This is a genomic window from Acinetobacter sp. I-MWF (genome assembly GCF_025433935.1).
GTDB classification, from domain to species: Bacteria; Pseudomonadota; Gammaproteobacteria; order Pseudomonadales; family Moraxellaceae; genus Acinetobacter; species Acinetobacter guillouiae.
The window spans coordinates 1,372,203-1,393,645 of the sequence record NZ_JAMBAR010000001.1; the positions used below are offsets into that span (position 1 = coordinate 1,372,203).

The following is a 21,443-nucleotide window of genomic DNA, read 5'->3' on the forward strand; positions in this document are numbered from 1 at the left end:
TATTTAAAATTGATTGAAAATTAAGCAATAAAAATAAATATTGAGAAGAATTTATTTAAAGTAAAGTGAGGAAAGATACATTCCTATATTAACCATAATTCACAATATTTGTAGATTGTGTGAATTTAATTGTATTTTAAAATGAACTTAAGGTAAATATAAGGTTATATAAAATAATGCAATATTTCTGTGAATAAAGTTTCTTTAAGCTAAATAGTTAAAAAATAATTCAAATAATGTAAATGTTAAATTTCACTTGCAAATTTATATTTCCAATATAAATATAATGAAGCTTAGCTTAAATATTGCACAATGCAATGTGACGAATAAAACAAACATTCACTATGCATCAGGCTAGCGATTCGTTGATTAGAGTCGGTAAATTGAATTTGCTGACACTGAGGTAATAAAAAATATTATAGGCAAGGATGAATCAAATGAAATTAAATTTACTCTCGGCCATGTTGGCTGGATCCTCTTTTTTATTCCTAACAGCTTGTGGAGGAGGAGATGGAAATAGTGATAGTCCATCCACCACTACAAATGTAAATGCAGATATAAACAATATTCAAAATCCTGTAGTGAGCACACCAGAACCGTATAAGATCGAAGGTAATACTCTTCCGCCAAATGCTGCAGACAGTGTGGTGATGACTTATAAAATGAAAGGCATTACGGGCCAAGAAACTCAGGCAACAACCTTAGTATTTACTCCCAAAACGGCACCTCCGACTGGAGGCTGGCCAATTGTGGTTTGGGCACATGGTGCAGTGGGGGTTGCCGATAAGTGTGCACCGAGTAAGCAGAAATTAATTACGAGTCTACTTCCAGGTGTGGAAGATAAGTCTACCTACAATATGATCGATAGCTTTGTTAAAGAAGGCTATGTGGTGGTCGCGCCAAATTATGAGGGACTAGGTGAACCTAGTGTGCCGGAGGAAATTGTCGATAAGGAAATTCATCCATTTTTAAATTTAAAAAGTGAAGCCTATTCAATTACAGACGCTGTGGTGGCAACCAAGAGTTGGCTAGGCAATAAAGCCTCGAATAAATGGGCAGTGGCTGGGACCTCGCAAGGTGGTCATGCAGCGCTAGGTGCAGCACAATATGCGGCGCGTGCCAATATGGACTATAAGGGGGCGGTCGCATTTGCACCAGCAAATAACCTAAAATTGATTGAAGAACTGTCGGAAATGGCTTTGGCAAACATGGAGGATTTGTCACTCCCTCAAACATTAGGCTATGTGGTTTTAGATACTTTAACGGCATATATGGCTGCGGGGATGAAAAGTGTTTATCCGAGTGAGGCTGTATATAGTAAAATATTTAAGTCGCCGAGTGATAAAGTTGCTGAGCAAGCAGAATCACTGTGCCTTATCGAGTTGGGGCTACAGTTTCTGGGGCCGATTGCAACCTACACAAATGCAAATGAAGGGAGTTTGAAGGGTTATTCATGGCGTAAAAATGAAGGCTTTAAAAGTGATCCGATTGTGAAGCAATTTCTGGAAAAGGACTCACAACCACTACAAACAGTGGTGAAAACCCCGATTATTATTTATCAGGGTGGCAGCGACACTATTGTATTACCACAGGCAACCGATGCCTTGGTGGCACAGGCGCGGGCTTTAACCACCAAAATTGATTATAGAACAGATCCAACTTGGACTCACTTTAGTGTATACACGGTTAATGTTGAAAATGGAAACTTGTTAAAAGATATAAAAGCCTTACTTGCTGATTAATATTTTGAGTGTTCAATACTTCATTGTAGCAATGTAAAAATGCCCTTATTGCTGGTTGATAAGGGTATTTTTGTGACCTATGTTTAAATCTCATAAAAAAGATTGCTAGAAAAATAATTATTTGATCTTGCTATTTATACTTCGCATGATTCTTCAATATTTTTTGTAGAAGTGAACGGTTATCATTGCGATAAGACATAAGCTAGAAATAAGACGCAAATAAAGATAAGAAACAGGCTGAAAAAAGATTTTATTAATTACTATGTAATTGATTTTGGTTGTGAAAAATTTTAATTTTTAAAAAGTTTAAATTCTGATATTGGCATCAAAGGCTAAAAAATTGCTGTTGCATTAGTTTCGATTTTGGAAGAAGATGCACATTTTAATCTATTGAAAAATGTTTAAAAAATAATAAGAAAAAAGCTTGTATAACAGATTTTTTTGACGTATTTATGAAAGAATTATACGCGTTAAGTCGTATATAATTACTTTTAAAAAAATTGTGCTTTAAGGAATAAGTCACATGAAAAAAAATCTATTATCAATTTTAATTCTAAGTTCTGGTTTGGTTTTATCCGCGTGTAATAACGGTGGTAGTGGGGGGAATTCTTATGAATCACCTTCGAATACGGATGTAAATAATATTGCAAATCCTGTTGTTGGCACACCTACAGCATATACCAAGACAGATTTTTCTGCTGTCGCTGCTGATAGTGTGGTGATGACTTATAAGATGAAGGGGATTAAAGGGACTGAAGTACAAGCAACCTCATTGGTATTTACACCTAAAACAGCACCACCAGCTTCGGGCTGGCCTATCGTGGTGTGGGCACATGGTACAACTGGCGTTGCCGATGTATGTGCGCCAAGCCGCAATGCGACGAATGTTTATATTAAAGGGATGATTTCTAAATTCCTAGCTGAAGGCTATGTGGTTGTTGCACCAGACTATGAAGGTTTAGGGGAGCCAAGTGGAACTGAACTCCATCCATTCTTAAATGTAAAAAGTGAAGGTTACTCGATTACAGATGCTGTAGTCGCAACACGTAATTGGTTAGGCAATAAAGTCTCGAAAAAATGGGTGACTGTTGGACACTCTCAAGGTGGACAAGCGGCTTTAGGTGCTGCGCAATATGCTGATCGTGCAAATTTAGATTATAAAGGTACAGTTGCTGTCGCACCTGCGTCACAATTGAGTTTAATTTTAAATGCGGGTCAATTATCAGTTATAGATGGAACGCCAGCTCAACAAATTCCAGTCTATGCATCATTGGATACATTTACAGCGTTGATTGCAGCGGGTCTACGCAATTCAAATCCAACTTTAGACTATAGCCAAGTCTTTAAAGTGCCGACTGATGCAATTGCAAAGAATGCTGAGTCTGTTTGTTACGATACACTGGGGCAACAGTTTGGTGTAGCAATGGGGCAATATGCTGCAGTCAATGGCTCATTGAAAAATTATCCAAGAACAACTGATACGTTTATGTCTTTGCCAGCGGTTAAAACTTTCCTAGAGAAAGATTCGCAACCGTTGCAAGTGCAAATCAAAACGCCGGTGATTATTTATCAAGGTGGCGCTGATACAACTGTACCGAAAGTGGCAACAGATACTTTATATGGTACGGCTAAAGCACTGACGACGCAGGTGAACTACATTACCAATCCAGCTTGGGATCATAGTACAGCTTATGCCTTGAATATCGATAATATTGTGGCTGATGTAAAAGGAATGTTTGCAGCACAATAACTATTTTAAATTGTAGATTTTAGCAAATGGCTTATGTTTTCAACATGAGCCATTTTTATTTAAAACGGAACAAACTTCATTCTGTTTAATTACAAACTTCATGCTACAATACGCGCAATCTTAGCACGGCTTAAAAGCCCTAATTCATAGGACCTCGCTAATGTTCGCCAATATCTCTATTTCTGAATTTGATCCAGAAATTGCTCAAGCAATCACTCAAGAAGATGCCCGTCAAGAAGCTCATATTGAATTAATTGCATCTGAAAACTATTGCTCACCAGCTGTTATGGAAGCACAAGGGTCAAAACTCACTAACAAATATGCGGAAGGTTACCCTGGCAAACGCTATTATGGCGGTTGTGAATATGTTGATGTGATCGAACAATTGGCGATCGATCGTGCTAAAGCATTATTTGGTGCTGACTATGCAAATGTTCAGCCACACGCAGGTTCTCAAGCAAATTCAGCAGTTTATCTTGCTTTACTTAACCCAGGTGATACTGTTTTAGGTATGAGCTTGGCACATGGTGGTCATTTAACCCATGGTGCTAAAGTCAACTTCTCTGGTAAGTCATATAATGCTGTTCAATATGGTTTAAATACAGAAACTGGTGAAATTGATTACGAAGAAGTTGAGCGTTTAGCTGTAGAGCATAAACCACGTATGATTGTTGCGGGTTTCTCTGCATATAGCCAAATTGTAGATTGGCAACGTTTCCGTGAAATTGCGGATAAAGTTGGCGCTTATTTATTTGTAGATATGGCTCATGTTGCCGGTCTCGTTGCAGCAGGTGTATATCCAAGCCCTGTTCAAATTGCTGATGTAACAACGACAACTACGCATAAAACTTTGCGTGGCCCACGTTCTGGTTTAATCCTTGCAAAAGCAAACGAAGAAATTGAGAAAAAACTTCAATCTGCTGTATTCCCTGGTAACCAAGGTGGTCCATTGGTTCATGCGATAGCAGCAAAAGCAATTTGCTTTAAAGAAGCAATGATGCCTGAATACAAAGAATATCAAAAACAAGTGGTTGTAAATGCTAAAGCAATGGCTGAAGTGTTGATTTCACGTGGTTATGATGTTGTATCTGGTGGTACAGAAAACCATTTATTCTTGTTGTCTTTAATTAAGCAAGATGTGACTGGTAAAGATGCTGATGCTTGGTTAGGTGCTGCTCATATTACGGTAAACAAAAATGCCGTACCAAATGATCCACGTTCTCCATTTGTCACTTCTGGTATCCGTATCGGTACGCCAGCAGTAACAACACGTGGTTTTGGTGAAGCTGAAGTTCGTGATTTGGCAGGTTGGATTGCGGATATCCTCGATGCAAAAGGTGATGAAGCTGTTATTAATGCTGTGAAAGCAAAAGTTGAAACAGTTTGTGCAAAATTCCCCGTTTATGCTAAATAAGCATTAACTTGAGAAGGCCTCCTCTCAAGGGGGCTTTTTTTATGGTTGTTCAATAAGTTGAAAAGCTTCGGGTCTGCTGACAATTCGTCTACGTTTGCGACTAGGAGTGGTTTTTAGATGATACAAGGCACGAAATATGAAATTTAGTCATTCTAAATGAATAGTTCGTAACAATGTAGCGGCAAAAACCACTCTAGTCCCGAAGGGTTGTGGCTAAAACTATCTCAGCCTGTGTTATGAAACTTGAAAATAGTCTCGCTATTCTCATCGTTTCATGCCTTGCCTGCTCAATTTTAGCCTACAACGCAAGCCATTTATGGAATGTCAACAGACCCTAAACATGGAAGAAAATATCTGTTATAAAAGAAGTAGATTATTGGAGTTTATTGATACTTCGCTTTACGTTTTCGACATATAGGTTGCATGCTGTAATTTACGGCTTGTAGCTTAATTCATTTATGAAATGTCAACAAATCCATTATAAACATCGCTGCTATACCCAAATGATGTGAAAGATCGAAGGAATTAGGCACATGGCTAGTAAACCAAATATTATTATTTCAGAACAAGATTTACATCGTTTAGAAACGATGTTGGAACATCAGTCGAAGTTGACTGTGACGATGCAACATTTAGAAGAGGAATTGGCACGGGCAGAAGTGGTTGCCCCTCAAGATATGCCGCCTAATGTAGTGACGATGAATGCAAAAGTTCTAATCACTGTTGCACCCTCGACAGAAGCAACCGAAATTACCTTGGTCTATCCGCATGATTTTCGTGGTGAGGCAGGGCAGGTCAATGTAGTTGCACCAGTAGGCACAGCAATTCTTGGTTTGGCTGAAGGGCAGGAAATTGAATGGCCTCAGCCTGATGGTCATTTAATGAAAGTTAAAATTGAAAAAGTCGTGTATCAGCCAGAAAGAGAGGGTGATTATCTCTAATAAAAATTTAAGAGATAAAATTTACCTGTTTAAATAAAGCCCAGTGATTACTGGGCTAAATTTTGTATATAAAGACTTAGAAACCTGAAGTTCTTCCTTTGCTTGGATACTTAAATTGGTGCTGAATATCTAATTTATAAATCTGTTTCGGATTTAAATCGATTTGCCATTGGTTGATATTGGGTTGTCCGTTCCATTGTGTTGCAGTTGGTGGAAAGCTATAACTAGACTGTGTGCTGAGTTTACCGTTCTGGCTTTGTGGTTCCGCTTCAAAAATCGTAACTTGAATTGGGTAGCTATGTAAGTTTTGCACTGAATATTGCTGTTTTCGGATGGTTTCAGATTGAGTACCTTTGACTGGATTTTTCTTATCAGTTAAATCAGTCACTTTAACTTGAATTTGATCATCTGTACCAAAGCTCATTTGTAGTGCTTCATCTGCGCTATTGCTCCAAGCTCTTTGTCCAATATAGTCGCCATCACGATAAAGTTTTACTGTTCCAGAAGGCCAATTTTGATCAAGTTTTGAAATTTCAGCGTTAATTGTCGCTTGAGTGCTTTGCTTAGGGATTGCCCAAACTGAAAGTTTTGCGGCATATTGTTCAGTACTTAAAGGTAAAAAGATTTGCTGTTGGCTGCTGGGAATGGAGGCGTTGGTTTCTGAACGGAATTCAGTGCTAAAATTTAAATCAGCCGCTTGAAATTGTGGAAATTGAGGCGGGGCTTTTTTGGCCTTAGCAGTCGACTTTTCATCATAACTCATCTCAGTCAAAGCCATAGGCGCTGGTGCAACGGGATAAATTGGTCGTACAGGTTCTGGTTCATAATAGTTGACCCACCATTGTTGTGGCTGCACTTGTTGAACGTAGTTTTGCGGTGTTGCTGTGGACAATGCCAATTTAACATTGTTCCAGTCTTCCCCAGTTTTTTGTGCAATCATCGCCATGCGCGTCAGTTTGATTTGCTTGGTTTGGGTGTTTAATTCTGCTTTATATATCGGTTGCCAACGTGCATAAGGCACCATATAGCTAATTTTAATTTCACCACGTTGTGGCGCATTGACATAAAATTTAAGTGTGCGTTGGTTAAACTCACTGTCTCCAATAGCATTTAAGTCTTGCTCAAGCTCTTGTAAACGTTGTTCTAATTTTTCTTTCTCTGTTTTGGCTTGATCAATGGCAATAAAAGCCTCGTAGGCTTGTTTACGTACTTTAGGTGCAGAGCCCTTGATGACATTTTCTAAAAACTTATTTTGTAATTCAGCTGCTTGAATAATTGAGTTTTGTTCAGAAATTTTCCTTTTAATATCCTCTATATTATTGCGCAATTGAGAGGATTCATTTCCTGCGGGTTTATCCAGTGCACTATCTGTATGAGAAACCGCATTGACTTCAATATTGCTACTCTGATATTGCAGTTGATCGATATTGAAGTTTGCTGCAAGCCCGTTCAGGGTAACGAGTTGTTCTCCTGCTTGTACAGGAATAGTTCGTTCAATTTTTGCCAATGTAGGATACAGCGTGACTTGTTGAATTGGCGAGTTAGATAAGTTGAGTGCAAAGCTATATGATGAAGGAATACATAAAATGCTGAGTTGTAGTGCTGTTTTTATATTCATTATATGAGGCCCTAAAATACCTGAAATCAATTTTAATAGTTAAAATGTAGCAGAAAGTGATACAAATCAAAATAGTGATCGAAAGCGAAAGCTAGTTGAGCTTAAATGGGAGGAATAAAAATATTAATTTTCACCATAATTCGTGGTTTATTTATTTTTATTTTGATGGATTATTCATTGAATTTTTGGGATTTAGTGGATCAATTTAAACAAAACAAAAAATTTCAGTTACACTAAGTTATCCAAAATTTAAAGGGCTGAACATTGAAACAATCATGCACAATACGGGATAAGACGTTTCCTCCTGAATTAAAAACATGGTTGTATGCTCAAGGTTCACTGACTCAGCAGCTGACGGATGCTGCGGGCGGACTATTTAAAGTTCAGCCGATTCAAGAGCATTATCAGAGAATGACCTTGCTAGATAGCCAATGGATGCTAATGCCACATCAACATACCTCTTGGGTACGTGAAAGCTATTTGTTTGGTTGTGATGAGCAACCATGGGTCAAAGCAAAAAGTATTTTTCCTATTCTTAGTATTCATGGCAAAGCACGTTTGTTTAAACACATTCGAACTAAACCGATTGGAAAGTTTTTATTTCAACGCACCAATCCGTTGTGTGAACGGCGTGTTTTAAAATTAGCAGAGGGTTGGACACGTCAAAGTTGTTATACTTGGCATGGTTGTAAATTTATTGTTCAAGAGACTTTTCTACCTGCTTTTGAGCAATTTTTACAACAACAGCATATTTCAAAATAGAGTATTGAAGGACTGTCATGTCGATCGCGCAACACACCACTTGGCAACAACGGTTAGAAGCTTATTATTATCTGTGTCGTTTTGATAAACCAGTTGGAACAGAGTTGGTTTTATGGCCGACCATGTGGGCATTATGGATAGCAGCAGAAGGCATCCCTGATATTGTGACGCTGGTTGCAATGGTCTTAGGCACAATTTTTATGCGTGCAGCCGGTTGTGCGATCAATGATTTTGCTGATCGTAAAGTAGATGCACATGTAGAACGTACTAAAAATAGACCCTTGGCAACAGGAGTAATCTCAGCCAAAGAAGCCATTTGGGTGTTTATTGGTTTGGTGGCCGCCAGTGCATGTACTTTATTTTTCTTGCCGATCGCAACTTTTTACTGTGCGCTTGCAGGATTAGTTCTCGCCTTTGTTTACCCCTTTATGAAGCGTTATACCCATTTACCACAAGTGGTCTTAGGGATGGCATTTTCTTGGGGAATTCCAATGTCATTTACCGCAATGGGAAAACCCTTAGATTGGACCTGTTGGCTGCTTTATTTTGGTAATTTAGCATGGACAGTGGCTTACGATACTCAATATGCAATTACAGATCGTGAATATGATTTAAAAATTGGGGTGAAATCCACTGCTATTCTTTTTGGAAAATACGATATTCAGATCATCTCTTTATTGCAATTGACCAGTGTATTGTTGATTGGTGCAGCATTGTATTTAGAAAATATTTTGATTCCATTTGGCTTGATGGCTTTATTATTGGTTGTTGCTGATTTTATTTATCAGTGGTCAAAAACCAAAGATCGCGATCCACAATTATGCTTTTGGGCATTTAGACATAACCGTTGGGTCGGTTTAATCATATTTGTCGGCATTTTTATTGCACTATTTTGATTTTAAATTATAAAAATAAACCACTGTTGAAATTTCATCTCTATTTATAATAATAAAAAATATAGGTGAAATTTCACGATATCAAGAAAATAATAGTTTTTTAAATGTGAAATATTTTGCTTTTTTATTAAAAAATATTGTAGTAAGACTCATTATTTTGTGCTTAATTAATGCTGTGAACAGGGAGCTGTTCAAACAATAAAAATTGAGGACTTTGTAATGAAAACATTATTTAAACGAACATTATTGGCAATGACTTGTGGTTCAGCATTATTTTTAACTGCATGTAATGATGATGATAACAAGGATAACTGGGGTTCGAATAAAAATTATGTGTCTGAAAGTGCATATAATTTAGAGGTGCTGAGTGAAGCTGCATCGATCAAAGTCATGACCTATAATATGCCGAACGTGCTCGGAGAAATAAAAAAAGAATCAGCGTTGATTTTTATGCCGAAAACCAAAAAACCTGCTGATGGTTGGAAAGTAGTGGTTTGGGTGCATGGCACGGTTGGTAATGGTGATAGTTGTGCACCGAGTAGAAATGTAATTAATGAACGTTTTAAGGTGATGGTAAAGAGCCTTTTAGCTGAAGGCTATGTCGTAATTGGGCCTGATTATGAAGGTTTGGGCACGCCAGGTATGCATCCGTATTTAAATTTAAAGAGTGAAGCAACTTCAGCAATTTACGCCATGAAAGCGTATAAAGAGCGCTATGGTAATCAGATCAATGGTCAATGGATGTCTGTGGGACAATCTCAGGGTGGGCAAGCTTCTTTAGGCACGGCCGAGTATGCTAATAGCGATACCAATTTTAAAGGTGCCGTGGCAGGCGCGCCAGCCTCAAGTTTGGGGCTGATTATTTCTGAGATTGCGCCTAAAGCGATTCAAGGACTACTTAAAGATGGGAAGGTGGATGCCGCGACTGAGGTTACGGCTACACTATTGACCTATGCATCTTATACTACTGCTGGTGTGACTGCTTATGAACCTAAGTTTAACTATCGAGAGTTGTATAAAGAGCGTTCAAGAGATATTGCAGCATTAGCTGAAGGTTCAACAGGTGAAAACGGTTTATGTTTTCTTGATTTGCAGAAGAAATTTATTGACGATATTAAAGGCTATTTAAAGGACAACAGTGGTAAAACCGTTTTAGATTATCCGGGCTTAGTTGATAACTTCCAAGAGAATCCAACGGTGAAAAAATTCTTATTCGATAACCAACCTGCAACCAAGAAAATCAATAGCCCTGTGATGATTATTCAGGGAACTGCTGATACTTCAGTGCCTTATGTGGTTACAGATGGATTACAAAAAGGCTTAAAAGCGATGGGAACAGATGTCACTTTTGTTGCTGCAGAAGGTGCAGCACATTCCGATGCTATCGTTCAAAAGAACGCTGATTTAGTTGCTTTTATTAAAAAACATATGCCAACCACCAAATAATTGTTTTAAGAGAAACATTCAACCATTTGCTTTTCTTGGCAGTTAAATAGAGAGTAGCAATTAAAAAAAAGCAGCGTTTTTATTAAAGCGCTGCTTTTTTATATTTAGGTATGGTCATTTGTAAGGTTTTATCGAAGATTTGATTGGCTTTTGATCAAGGCTATTTATATAGCATGATCGCTATTTGTCTCAACTGGCATTCGAGCTGACATTTTCTTGAGATATTTTATGATTCACAATTATGTATTTCTGCGTAATCCATGGAATGGTTTAAGGACTGGTGCTGGCGTTTCTATTGCATGAATTTGGTTTAAGCGAATTTAAATTAAAGCTAAGCATTTGTATCTAAGTATTATTTTACTCTTTGGTTAAAAGTATCCTAGCAAGATGCTTTTTTTTATGTTTAATTAGTAGCTTGAACACGGAGTTGTTCAAAAAATAAAAACTGAGGACTTAGAAATGAAAGCATTATTTAAACAGACATTATTGGCAATGACCTGCGGTTCAGCATTATTTTTGGCTGCATGTAATGATGACGATAATAACTGGAATAATTGGGGTTCAAATAAGAATTATGTATCTGAAAATACATACAATTCTGATGTAATCAATGAGGCTACATCGGTCAAAGTTATGACCTATAATATGCCGAATGTACTTGGTGAAACCAAGAAAGCTACAGCAATGGTTTTCATCCCCAAAACAACGCGACCTGCTGATGGTTGGAAAGTTGTGGTGTGGGAACATGGCACGGTTGGCGTTGGTGATAGTTGCGCACCGAGTAGAAATAAGTTTAACCCACGATTTAAAAATATGGCGCAAAGCTTGTTAAATGAAGGCTATGTGATTATAGCCCCTGATTATGAAGGCTTGGGTACACCAGGCATGCATCCGTATTTAAATTTAAAGAGTGAAGCAAATTCAGCGATTTATGCAGTGAAAGCGTATAAAGAACGTTATGGTAATCAGATCAATGGTCAGTGGATGTCTGTTGGTCAATCGCAGGGTGGACATGCTTCTTTAGGAACGGCGGAGATTTCCAATAGTGATGCCAATTATAAAGGTGCTGTCGCAGGCGCACCTGCCTCAAGTTTGGGTTATATTATTTCTGTCGTTGCGCCACAAGCAATTCGAGATATCCTTCAAAAAGAACAAGCTGGAACAGCTCCAGTGGGTACTGCTGTTGAAGTTTATGCAGAATTAATGGCATATGCAGCTTATACCACAGTTGGTGTGACTGCTTATGAACCTAAGTTTAATTATCGAGACGTTTTCAAAGATCGTTCAAAAAATATTGCACAATTTGCGGAAGGTTCAACGGGTGAAAATGGTTTATGTCTAGATGAATTGCATAATAAATTTGCTGATGATATCCGTGATTATATTGTTAAGAATGGCGGAAAAACTGTTTTAGACTATCCTGGATTAGTCGATAATTTCCAAGAAAATCCTACGGTAAAAAAATTCTTAGCTGAGAACCAACCTGCAACCAAGAAAATTAATAGCCCAGTAATGATTATTCAGGGAACTGCTGATATGGCAGTACCTTATCCTGTCACAGAAGGATTGCAACAACGTTTAAAAGATATGGGTACAGATGTAACGTTTTTACCTGTGAAAGATGCGAGTCATACTCAAGCGATTGTTGAAAAAAATCCTGAATTGGTTGCCTTTATTAAAAAGCATATGCCAACTACAAAATAATTGTTTAAGAAAAGCATCCAGTCATTTGCTTTTCTTGGCGGTTAAATAGAGTGTGGTAAATAAAAAAGCAGAGCTTCCATTTAAGCTCTGCTTTTAATATGAGTATGTAAAACTTAAATTAAAATAAATAAGGGGAAACTCAATATACTTTTGACTAAGAATATAATTAAATAATGAGAGGTTTGATTATGCAAATTGCTGTTAAAAATTTAATAAAACTTGGTGTATTTCCAAAGTCCGAAGATGCGGTGAATGATCCAAAAGGTATTGAGTATATTGATCATATTCAAGCATTAATTGATAGGATAAAGTTACCAGTGAGCAATGATGATGCGATAGACTTGTGCTCGATATTAAGAAACGATGAGGATGATTACTTTGGTTTAACACAAACTTTATTGCAAAAAATAGAGACGGCACCTGATTGGCCAATTAAGGAGTTATTTGTTAATAACAATAATTACTGGATGAGTGTACTTAAGAGTAGAGCGAGATTTGTATAGTAAATAATGCAGGTAGACATTTTCTAGTCATTAGAATAGGTAGTCTAAAATTAAGATTCTGACATTTATGTAAAATAAAAGCTAGATTATAGTAAAGTATAATATGTATGTTTTTAAAGTTTTCTTACGGAAAAGATTTATTGTAAAAAGGTAGTATTTTTTAGATAAGATTGTTACCTATTTAAAAATTATTTGTTTATTTTAAATATGGTGGAAATATGAAGAAAATGAGTTATATCGTGGCTTTTTTTCATTGTTAATGCTGTTTTTTTTTGATTTACAAGGTGATTTTCAAACATACTTGAAATACAAAAAGTATTTCAAAGCTTTGTATCTTGGAGAGAAAATGAAGAACGAAAACATGGTATTGAGAAACTGTTCTGATATATCAATTCAGGATGATTTACATAAAGCGTTTGAAAATATTCCAAAAGCTAATATTAACTGTCTAAATAAATCTAAATTAATCTATATTGGCCCATATTATGGAGATCATGCAGTTGCTACATTTATATGTTTTAATGATGATTTAGTTGTTGAGTATAGCTGGACTGATTTTCAGGAATCTTGTTCAATTATCGTTTCTAAGAAAAGCTGGAATATTCCTGAAAAAATAACAGTTGAACATCTTAATTCACCTTAAATTTAAAAAAAATCTAAAATTAATCAATTTTATAAGTAGGTGATAAAATGGGAATGAGATTATTTGCTACATCTGTGACAGGCGTTGAGCCTTATTTGGAAAAACTTCATAAAATAAATCGTTATTTTGACAATGAAAATAAAAAAGCACTCTTTCATAGTAATTATGGTGGAAATTTAATTCTATCGGTTTTAAAAGTTATCAGCGTGTATGAAGAGAAAGAATTAAATCAAAATTTATTTGATAAAGCAAAAAACCTAGAGAGAACGAAAGATATTGATGGTAATCCTGAAATTACTCTTATTTTTAATGTTTTAATTAGCCCCTTAGAGATAGAGAAGCTTTCGATCAACCAGTTAAGAGATCTTTATTGTTCCTTGTTTATTGAGCGTATAAACAATCCATTGTTTAAGATACCTAAGACCTTAGATTATGATCAATTAAAATCTGACTTATTGGTATTAATTGAAGACCTTAAAGATGTAGATTTGAGTTCTATTTCTTTGTAAAACCAAATAGAGGTGGGTTGGATGGAAGAGCTTTATGGTTTTCTCCGAACTCTGGAGTAAAAAACGTTGGAGATAAGGCTGTAATTAGATGTGTAGTCACAAAAATAGGATGCTGATATGGCAGAATCATTTTGGCCAAGTGGAAATGATCAAACGATTATCTGTACTGATTTAAACATCAAAGAATTTTGTAAGCTGTGGGGAAGTCCATTTATTCAAGAGTATGAAGATGGCTTAGGTTGGTTTGATTCTACATATCTCTATGATTCTCAATTAATAAATACGCCTATCGTTTTTATTAAATATTTAGAATCACCTTATAGTTATACATTGGTCATGATTGATGAGCAGATCAAAGATGTAAGGGCATATGAAGATTTTATTATTAATAAATATTTAATTAATTCTTATATAGATCGTAGAAAATCGGCGTATAAGGATAATTAATATCTTTATATAATCGTCGTTTAAAATTAATTTAATAGACACAATAAAACGTGCAGTTGTCAGATAGAAATAGTGATCATTTGTTAGATGCTTATCAATTTACTGAATTTAACAATCTATAAAAGCAGAGCTTCGATTCAAGCTCTGCTTTTTTATCTCAATGTATGGCCGTTTGTATTTTTTTGACCGAAGATCGAACAGGTTTTTTACCAAATGAAAGGTGGTTAAAGAAAATATTGAGTAATACTGCTGCTATACACGTCGCACTTATTCCTGAATGAAATAAGGTTTGGAATACTTTGGGAAAGGCATGAAAGAAATCAGGGCTGATTAAAGGAATTAAGCCGACACAGATCGACACAGCAACAATGATAAGATTGGATTGGGTTTGATAATCCACTTTAGATAATGTACGAATACCGCTTGCTGCAACGCTACCAAATAAAACAATACCTGCGCCACCTAAAACAGGCATCGGAATCGCAGCAATTAAGCGTCCGAAAATCGGTAATAAACCCAGTACAACTAAAATAGCACCACCTGTTGCTACCACAAAACGACTTTTAACACCTGAAATGGCAACCAGTCCTACGTTTTGAACAAAAGCACATTGCATAAATGAACCAAATAATGGCGCAATCGCAGAAGATAGCATGTCTGCTCTTAAACCATCTGCCAAACGATGACTATCCATTTTTGTATCAACAATTTCACCAATCGCTAAAAGGCTGGCTGTTGTTTCAGTAAGGATTACGATGGTCACAATACACATGGTTAAGATCGCAGGCATTTCAAAGCTGGGTAGACCAAAAGCAAATAGATGTGGGAAAGCAAATAAATCACCATTGCCCACTTTTGAAAAGTCGGCAACACCAAGCAGGATGGTAAAAATTGCACCAACAATAATTGAAATGAGTACGCCTAGGCGCGCCATTGTAGCTGAACCAAAGCGGCTCACCACAAGTAGTACACCGAGGGTAAAGGCTGCAATCCCTATATTTTCTAGGGAGCCCCATTCGGGTGCTTTAGGGTTACCGCCCATAATCCAGCGGATTGCAACAGGTAAAAGTGAAATTCCAATAATGGTAATAATTGAACCCGTCACAATCGGTGGAAAGAAACGTACTATTTTTGAGAAAAAGGGGGTAATCAATATCCCGAAAATAGAACTGACAATCACAGCACCGAAAATCGTTTGAATATTTCCCCCAGTTGTACCAATTGCAATCATGCTTGCGACAGCAGCAAATGAAGTGCCTTGTACAATTGGAAGTTTTGCACCAAACCACTTTAGTCCAAGCGTTTGTAGTAATGTTGCCAAACCACCCACAAGAATAGATGCCGTAATTAATAAGGCAATTTCAGCTGCATTTAGACCAATCGCCGTACCTACGACCAAAGGTGCCGCAATCAGACCACCATACATGGTGAGTACATGCTGTAAACCAAATGTCAGGTTCTTTCCCGCACTTAAAACTTCATCTTCAGGTTGAATTTTTTTAATTTCAGTATTCATCTTAAAACCTTTATGACTTTGCCATCCCTGCATTACAAAGAGCAATTTATATGCCAAATGGTCAATAACTGTGAGCAAAGTACTTTAAGTGAAAGCTAAAACTTATGTGTTTGAGATTGATATTTAAATTATTTCTTTGTGCAAAACCGTTACTTTACGATGGATAAGGCTTAGCGTGTTTAGATTGGCGCGATTCTAAAACGAAGCACTAGGCTTCTTTCATCTGTCCTTTTTTTAAGCATAGATTAAGATAAAGCACCCTCATCCTCATCTTCTTCAAAGGGGAGGAGAAGCTTTTAATAGCGATATGATTCACACAACATGATCATTTATTTTAGCTTTTATGCAGTTGTGCTTGATGGGTTTGAGAATAGATAAAAAATTGTGCTGTACCTACAGCGAGTACACATGAGGCAAGTATAAATTGCTGATGATAGGAGACACCCCAATGTTGCAAGCTACTAAAACAGATTCCACCAACCAATTGGGTTACGGCAAAAGCTAATGTTGCTATGCTCCATAGTTTTTTATAGGCCACATGATAAAGATGTAAAATGGTATATGAAGTAAGGAAAACCACAGCAGGATTAAGCAAACCTGTAAAAAAGGATGAGGTATAGGTAAGGATTGGATGGGTTGAAAAAATCGCAATAAAGATCGCCAAGACATACAGGCTATATAATATTTTTAATGCGGTAAAATTGCCAAATTTTCGTGCCAGTAAGTAAGCACTGATTGCACCTAAGGCACTGCCTGAACCATACAAAATCCAATTCAAGTTAATTAGATATAGATTAAGATGCAGGGTATTTTTAAGATAATCAATCCAAAACAATGAGTGGGGAACATAAGCAAAAGCGCTAGAAGCATAAACAATCAGCAAACTAAAATACATGCCATTGACTGTCCCCGTTTGATTGTTTGCTACGCTGATATGATCCAGATGATTTTTAAACAGATTGAGTAAATAAACAATGATCAAACAAATGACAGCAGAGAATACAAATAAAATCATCCAAGCAGATTGTGTGTTGATTCTGTCGAGATAAGGCAAAAACAGGGTTGCCAATAATACTCCGATGCCAATACCACTAAAGCCAATGAAGTTGATGGTTAAACGTTCTTCAGCTTTGCTGCAATGTGCAACGATACTGGGTGCTAGAATCATCAATAAGCCACCACTGATGCCAGAAATGACACGCCAAAAGACATACCAGCTTTCGGGAAGACCTGAAAAAGCACAACTGAGTAAACTCACCGTTCCAGAAAATGCCGCCAAAATGATATATCGAGGCATGGTAAAGTTTTGAGGCAGTTTCATTGCCCAAAATGCACCAATTAAATACCCCAACAAATTTGCACTGCTTAAGATACTGGCAAAACTGGAGTCCCAATGATAAGCAAGACGGGTAGAGGGCAATAATGCAGTATAGGAAAATCGGAGAATGCCAATGCCTAAACACATACACAGGCATAGAAAGATACTCAGCTGAATTTTATTCGATCCGATCTTGGTCATTGTGCAGATTATCCATTTTCCGTTAATTCACCTTAAGGTGAATTTAAAAAAATGACAATAAATAATCAGTATTTAGTTTGGGAATAATCAGGGCTTATTCACATAACTTAACCAGTTGGTAAAATCGGAGCTTACTCTGCGATAAGTATGATTAATATCAAGGGCTAAGTCTGTTTAGATCATTGAACAATGTATGAATTAAACGTGATTTAGAACAGATTGGCCCATCGACAAGCAAATTTTGTAAGGATTAAGCCTATAGATTAGCATCGACAGGATCACCGATCGTATAGTAATGCCCACCTGCAACATGATGTAGGCTTTTCCATTCAGCGCCAACTTCATGGTAATACCAGTGACCATTTCGAAATACGCGATCATCTGCATACGCAGCGACGACTTTGCCTATAAATAAATCATGGCTTTGTTGATTATGCGGTTCAGGAATCAGTTCACAGATCAACCATGCAGCACAGCCTTCAACCGCAGGGAGCTGAAATCCCTCAAATTGGAAAAGTGGCGTATGGCAGTGTGAGAGTTTTTCAGGATCATTAAACTGACTGATTGAGCCTAATTGTTGTACCAGCTTAAGTTGTTTGAGTGTTGGTACCTGTAGGATGAAATGACCTGACTTTTCAACTAATTCACGAGTTTTTGTACTTTTGTCTAAAACCACACTCACTTTGGCAGGCACAAGTTCTAAGGCACAAGCCCAAGCTGCTGCCATGACATTGTTTTCGGTTTCATACTGGGCTGAGACAAGCACGGTTGGACCATGATTTAACAGGCGATGAGCCTTAGAAAGTTCAACAGTTTGGATGTGTGAATTCATGAGATGGCCTATATTCTGAGTGTTAGTCTTTATTTGTATAAGCTTATACAAAAAATTCATGAGTGCGCTAAAGTGATGTTTTTATTATTAATAGTGCATGTTGAGAAAACAACACTTAAATATCAAAAAATGCTAAAGACTATTGGATATTTCACAATAAGCTTATAATAAAACGATCAAAACTATTGGAACTCGAATGAACTATACGCTCATTTTGAATATTGTCATATTCATTGCCTTGATCATACTGCTGATGCAAACCAGAAAGACAGATTGGAGTCTGGCTAAAAAAGTGTTTGCCGGTTTATGTTTAGGTGTGGTATTTGGGCTAGGATTACATTGGGTTTATGGTACAAATTCTGAAATTTTAACTGAGTCTATTCAATGGTTTAATATCGTTGGAAATGGTTATGTTAAGCTTTTGCAAATGGTGGTGATGCCATTAGTGCTGGTCTCGATCCTGAGTGCTGTGATTAAGTTACATAATGCATCCTCATTAGGCAAGATTAGTATTTTTAGTATTGGTACATTATTAATCACTACGTTTATTGCCGCTTTGGTTGGCGTGTTCGTGGTCAATCTATTTGGATTAAGTGCGGCTGGTCTTGTACAAGGGACACAGGAAACAGCACGTCTTGAAGCAATTCAATCTGAATATATTGGTAAAGTTACAGACTTAAATGTACCTGATTTTATTTTATCTTTTTTGCCGACAAATCCATTTGCTGAACTCACTGGGGCACATCCAACCTCAATCATTAGTGTGGTGATCTTTGCTACGATGCTCGGTTTGGCTGGGCTTAACCTGATCAGAGATGATGCCGAAAAAGGCCAACGTATCGTCACTGCAATTGATACATTGCAAGCGTGGGTGATGAAGTTAGTTCGATTGGTGATGACGCTTACACCTTATGGTGTATTTGCCTTGATTACGAAAGTCGTGGCAAGTTCTAAAGCCGCTGACATTGTTAATCTCGGTGGTTTCTTGGTTGCCTCTTATCTGGGTCTAGCCATCATGTTTGCGGTACATGCAATTGTATTGCTGCTGACAGGCGTTAATCCAATCCGATTCTTTAAAAAGGTTTTACCTGTATTAACCTTTGCTTTTACCAGCCGTTCGAGTGCGGCAAGTATTCCATTAAATATTGAAGCACAAACTCGCCGTTTGGGTGTACCTGAGTCTATTGCCAGCTTTTCTGCTTCATTTGGTACAACGATTGGGCAAAATGGTTGTGCGGGTTTATATCCAGCGATGCTTGCGGTGATGGTTGCCCCAACAGTGGGGATTAATCCACTTGATCCGATCTGGATTTTAACTTTAGCTTGCGTGGTGACTTTAAGTTCAATTGGCGTTGCAGGTGTCGGTGGTGGCGCAACCTTTGCAGCACTGATTGTTTTACCGATTATGGGTTTACCTGTGACTTTGGTGGCTTTGCTGATTTCCATTGAGCCTTTGATTGATATGGGGCGTACTGCGCTAAATGTTGATGGTTCGATGACTGCAGGTGTTGTGACCAGTCAATTGATGGGACAGACAGATCAAAGCATTTTACTTTCAGATGAGAGAGAAGAGTTAAAACATAGTTAACCTATTTTTATATATTATTTAAACGCCATAAAAAGCACCTAAATTACATTTAGGTGTTTTTTTTCAACTCAAGTTTATTCATTAAACGCTGATTTATTAAAACAAGTCAGAGTATTCACGACTATAAATAGCAGTTTATCACGATCATATTGCTGATAAATATGATGGCCTGCTGGCGCTAAAAGGTTCTATTTTGCTGCTTGATTACACTCAGCCAATTCTTTTGAATTTTTTGTCCAAATTTTTCCAGCAGAATTTTTATAGAAGGTGATTTTCCCAATTCGGGAGACTAAACTTTGGCATGAGTCTATTGAAAGTTGATTGCCCCAAGGACCAGACATTCGACATACAGTACCATCGCATTTCCAAACTACATTAGGGCCATTCTCTATAGGCACGGTCACTGTCCCTTTATGTGTGGTTCCAGCAATCCAAATGGTATCGGCTGCAAAAGTCAGTGGAGAGCATAGGATTAGGCTGCTTATAACGACGTTTCGGAGTTTTATGCTTATTTTCATCGTGTTTATTCCATAATTATTGATCTAGGAAAGCTTATAAACTTCAAATGAATCTATAAAACACGTGTATTTAAAATGGTCAATATGATCAAGCTCAAGTTTTAACTGTAACCATTTTAAAACATAGACTGTATCTGTAATCATTTTTAGTATCACTTAGAATAGATTAAAATGAGGAGTTTTGACAATGAAAATGTACCAAGTTGATGCTTTTACACAACAATTGTTTAAGGGCAATCCTGCTGCTGTATTGGTCTTAGATGATTGGCTGGATGATGCTTTGATGCAAAATATTGCCTTAGAAAATAATTTGGCAGAAACTGCTTTTGTAAAACGCATTGATGATGAAAATTATCAAATTCGCTGGTTTACACCACAGGTTGAAGTCGATTTTTGTGGGCATGCAACTTTAGCTTCAGCTTTTGTTTTATTTAAAGACTATAGCCAAGCGAAGACGATTCATTTTCATGTTAAAGATTTGGGTATTTTTATCATCCAGCAAGCTGAGGATGGAAAGATCCAGATGAATTTCCCAATTCGTCAGCCACAAAAAGTGATCGATTATCCAGAATTATTGAATCATGTTATTGATCAGCCTTTTAAAGAAGTCTATCTCAATGCGCAAGCGTATATTTTAGTTTGTGAATCTGCACAAGATGTGATAAATGCAAAACCAAACTTACCCAATATCCGAAAAATTGCAGAACAATATCATGTGAGTACCGCATTAACTGCGGAGTCTGCAGGCTATGATGTGACCATTACCGCAGCTTCAAACGATTATGATTATGTGGCTCGCTATTTTGCCCCGCATAAAGGGATAGATGAAGATCCTGTAACAGGTTCTATGCATACAGGTTTAGCGCCTCTATGGGCTGAAAAGCTGGGTAAAACACAACTTATCGGGTATCAGGCATCAGCGCGCGGTGGAAAATTGTTTTGTGCTCTTCAGGACAATCAACGTATCGAAATTTCAGGCTATGCACAGTTATTTATGCAAGCTGAGATTTTTATTTAGATTGATTTTAAGATAAAGATGTTCAAATCATTACAAAAGCCGTTGAAATAAACGGCTCTTTTTTCAAAACTTTACTA

At 37.1% G+C, this 21,443-nt stretch carries 19 protein-coding genes; 14 read left to right on the forward strand and 5 right to left on the reverse strand.

Features of this window, described 5'->3' with window-relative positions:
* Positions 1-437 precede the first annotated feature (437 nt).
* The 4 genes from M2R48_RS06525 (at position 438) to rnk (ending at position 5,847) form a co-directional block, all read left to right on the forward strand.
* A complete protein-coding gene (locus tag M2R48_RS06525) occupies positions 438-1,742 on the forward strand; it encodes an alpha/beta hydrolase family protein (protein WP_262085491.1) in 1,305 nt (434 codons plus the stop codon).
* Between the two features lie 523 nt (positions 1,743-2,265).
* Positions 2,266-3,492, forward strand: a complete 1,227-nt coding sequence (locus M2R48_RS06530; protein WP_262085492.1) for an alpha/beta hydrolase family protein — start codon at positions 2,266-2,268, stop codon at positions 3,490-3,492.
* A gap of 160 nt (positions 3,493-3,652) precedes the next feature.
* Positions 3,653-4,906, forward strand: coding sequence for a serine hydroxymethyltransferase (gene glyA / locus M2R48_RS06535; protein ID WP_262085493.1), 1,254 nt, complete (start codon positions 3,653-3,655; stop codon positions 4,904-4,906).
* Positions 4,907-5,439: 533 nt separating this feature from the next.
* A complete protein-coding gene (gene rnk / locus M2R48_RS06540; RefSeq protein ID WP_262085494.1) occupies positions 5,440-5,847 on the forward strand; it encodes a nucleoside diphosphate kinase regulator in 408 nt (135 codons plus the stop codon).
* A gap of 76 nt (positions 5,848-5,923) precedes the next feature.
* Here the strand turns inward: rnk and M2R48_RS06545 are convergent, their stop codons facing one another.
* Positions 5,924-7,465 (reverse strand): DUF4139 domain-containing protein, encoded by a 1,542-nt coding sequence (locus M2R48_RS06545; RefSeq protein ID WP_262085495.1) that lies wholly within the window; start codon positions 7,463-7,465, stop codon positions 5,924-5,926.
* A gap of 264 nt (positions 7,466-7,729) precedes the next feature.
* Here M2R48_RS06545 and M2R48_RS06550 point away from each other — a divergent pair, with 264 nt between their 5' ends.
* From M2R48_RS06550 to M2R48_RS06585, 8 genes are all read left to right on the forward strand, one after another.
* Positions 7,730-8,227, forward strand: a complete 498-nt coding sequence (locus M2R48_RS06550) for a chorismate--pyruvate lyase family protein (protein ID WP_262085496.1) — start codon at positions 7,730-7,732, stop codon at positions 8,225-8,227.
* 17 nt (positions 8,228-8,244) lie between these two features.
* Positions 8,245-9,123, forward strand: a complete 879-nt coding sequence (gene ubiA, locus M2R48_RS06555) for a 4-hydroxybenzoate octaprenyltransferase (RefSeq protein ID WP_262085497.1) — start codon at positions 8,245-8,247, stop codon at positions 9,121-9,123.
* A 219-nt stretch (positions 9,124-9,342) separates the two neighbouring features.
* The gene (locus M2R48_RS06560) at positions 9,343-10,569 is read left to right on the forward strand and encodes an alpha/beta hydrolase family protein (protein WP_262085498.1); all 1,227 of its coding nucleotides are present in this window, start codon (positions 9,343-9,345) and stop codon (positions 10,567-10,569) included.
* Positions 10,570-11,028: 459 nt separating this feature from the next.
* Positions 11,029-12,273, forward strand: coding sequence for a lipase family protein (locus M2R48_RS06565; RefSeq protein ID WP_262085499.1), 1,245 nt, complete (start codon positions 11,029-11,031; stop codon positions 12,271-12,273).
* 188 nt (positions 12,274-12,461) lie between these two features.
* Positions 12,462-12,776: a hypothetical protein gene (locus tag M2R48_RS06570; RefSeq protein ID WP_262085500.1), complete on the forward strand. Its 315-nt coding sequence runs from the start codon at positions 12,462-12,464 to the stop codon at positions 12,774-12,776.
* Positions 12,777-13,122: 346 nt separating this feature from the next.
* Positions 13,123-13,419, forward strand: a complete 297-nt coding sequence (locus M2R48_RS06575) for a hypothetical protein (RefSeq protein WP_262085502.1) — start codon at positions 13,123-13,125, stop codon at positions 13,417-13,419.
* A gap of 47 nt (positions 13,420-13,466) precedes the next feature.
* The gene (locus tag M2R48_RS06580) at positions 13,467-13,928 is read left to right on the forward strand and encodes a hypothetical protein (RefSeq protein ID WP_262085503.1); all 462 of its coding nucleotides are present in this window, start codon (positions 13,467-13,469) and stop codon (positions 13,926-13,928) included.
* A 117-nt stretch (positions 13,929-14,045) separates the two neighbouring features.
* Positions 14,046-14,375 (forward strand): hypothetical protein, encoded by a 330-nt coding sequence (locus tag M2R48_RS06585; protein ID WP_262085504.1) that lies wholly within the window; start codon positions 14,046-14,048, stop codon positions 14,373-14,375.
* 157 nt (positions 14,376-14,532) lie between these two features.
* On the opposite strand, the gene M2R48_RS06590 is transcribed toward M2R48_RS06585, so the two are convergent.
* From M2R48_RS06590 to M2R48_RS06600, 3 genes are all read right to left on the reverse strand, one after another.
* Positions 14,533-15,891, reverse strand: a complete 1,359-nt coding sequence (locus tag M2R48_RS06590; protein ID WP_262085505.1) for a nucleobase:cation symporter-2 family protein — start codon at positions 15,889-15,891, stop codon at positions 14,533-14,535.
* A gap of 334 nt (positions 15,892-16,225) precedes the next feature.
* Positions 16,226-17,410, reverse strand: coding sequence for an MFS transporter (locus tag M2R48_RS06595; RefSeq protein ID WP_262085506.1), 1,185 nt, complete (start codon positions 17,408-17,410; stop codon positions 16,226-16,228).
* A 256-nt stretch (positions 17,411-17,666) separates the two neighbouring features.
* Complete coding sequence (locus M2R48_RS06600; RefSeq protein WP_262085507.1) at positions 17,667-18,242, reverse strand: flavin reductase family protein; 576 nt, start codon at positions 18,240-18,242, stop codon at positions 17,667-17,669.
* Between the two features lie 196 nt (positions 18,243-18,438).
* Between M2R48_RS06600 and M2R48_RS06605 the strand changes: the two genes are divergently transcribed.
* The gene (locus tag M2R48_RS06605) at positions 18,439-19,830 is read left to right on the forward strand and encodes an L-cystine transporter (RefSeq protein ID WP_034612245.1); all 1,392 of its coding nucleotides are present in this window, start codon (positions 18,439-18,441) and stop codon (positions 19,828-19,830) included.
* A gap of 188 nt (positions 19,831-20,018) precedes the next feature.
* Here the strand turns inward: M2R48_RS06605 and M2R48_RS06610 are convergent, their stop codons facing one another.
* Entirely contained in the window at positions 20,019-20,348 is a 330-nt protein-coding gene (locus M2R48_RS06610; RefSeq protein WP_262085508.1) for a hypothetical protein, read from the reverse strand.
* 187 nt (positions 20,349-20,535) lie between these two features.
* On the opposite strand from M2R48_RS06610, the gene M2R48_RS06615 reads away from it, so the two are divergent.
* On the forward strand, positions 20,536-21,366 hold the full coding sequence (locus M2R48_RS06615) for a PhzF family phenazine biosynthesis protein (protein ID WP_262085509.1): 831 nt from the start codon (positions 20,536-20,538) through the stop codon (positions 21,364-21,366).
* The last annotated feature ends 77 nt before the right edge of the window (positions 21,367-21,443 follow it).

Coding starts and splice junctions, on each gene's coding strand:
- M2R48_RS06525 (WP_262085491.1), top strand. CDS start 438: ATGAAATTAAATTTACTCTCGGCCATGTTGGCTGGATCCTCTTTTTTA.
- M2R48_RS06530 (WP_262085492.1), top strand. CDS start 2,266: ATGAAAAAAAATCTATTATCAATTTTAATTCTAAGTTCTGGTTTGGTT.
- glyA (WP_262085493.1), top strand. CDS start 3,653: ATGTTCGCCAATATCTCTATTTCTGAATTTGATCCAGAAATTGCTCAA.
- rnk (WP_262085494.1), top strand. CDS start 5,440: ATGGCTAGTAAACCAAATATTATTATTTCAGAACAAGATTTACATCGT.
- M2R48_RS06545 (WP_262085495.1), bottom strand. CDS start 7,465: ATGAATATAAAAACAGCACTACAACTCAGCATTTTATGTATTCCTTCA.
- ubiA (WP_262085497.1), top strand. CDS start 8,245: ATGTCGATCGCGCAACACACCACTTGGCAACAACGGTTAGAAGCTTAT.
- M2R48_RS06560 (WP_262085498.1), top strand. CDS start 9,343: ATGAAAACATTATTTAAACGAACATTATTGGCAATGACTTGTGGTTCA.
- M2R48_RS06565 (WP_262085499.1), top strand. CDS start 11,029: ATGAAAGCATTATTTAAACAGACATTATTGGCAATGACCTGCGGTTCA.
- M2R48_RS06570 (WP_262085500.1), top strand. CDS start 12,462: ATGCAAATTGCTGTTAAAAATTTAATAAAACTTGGTGTATTTCCAAAG.
- M2R48_RS06575 (WP_262085502.1), top strand. CDS start 13,123: ATGAAGAACGAAAACATGGTATTGAGAAACTGTTCTGATATATCAATT.
- M2R48_RS06580 (WP_262085503.1), top strand. CDS start 13,467: ATGGGAATGAGATTATTTGCTACATCTGTGACAGGCGTTGAGCCTTAT.
- M2R48_RS06585 (WP_262085504.1), top strand. CDS start 14,046: ATGGCAGAATCATTTTGGCCAAGTGGAAATGATCAAACGATTATCTGT.
- M2R48_RS06590 (WP_262085505.1), bottom strand. CDS start 15,891: ATGAATACTGAAATTAAAAAAATTCAACCTGAAGATGAAGTTTTAAGT.
- M2R48_RS06595 (WP_262085506.1), bottom strand. CDS start 17,410: ATGACCAAGATCGGATCGAATAAAATTCAGCTGAGTATCTTTCTATGC.
- M2R48_RS06600 (WP_262085507.1), bottom strand. CDS start 18,242: ATGAATTCACACATCCAAACTGTTGAACTTTCTAAGGCTCATCGCCTG.
- M2R48_RS06605 (WP_034612245.1), top strand. CDS start 18,439: ATGAACTATACGCTCATTTTGAATATTGTCATATTCATTGCCTTGATC.
- M2R48_RS06610 (WP_262085508.1), bottom strand. CDS start 20,348: ATGAAAATAAGCATAAAACTCCGAAACGTCGTTATAAGCAGCCTAATC.
- M2R48_RS06615 (WP_262085509.1), top strand. CDS start 20,536: ATGAAAATGTACCAAGTTGATGCTTTTACACAACAATTGTTTAAGGGC.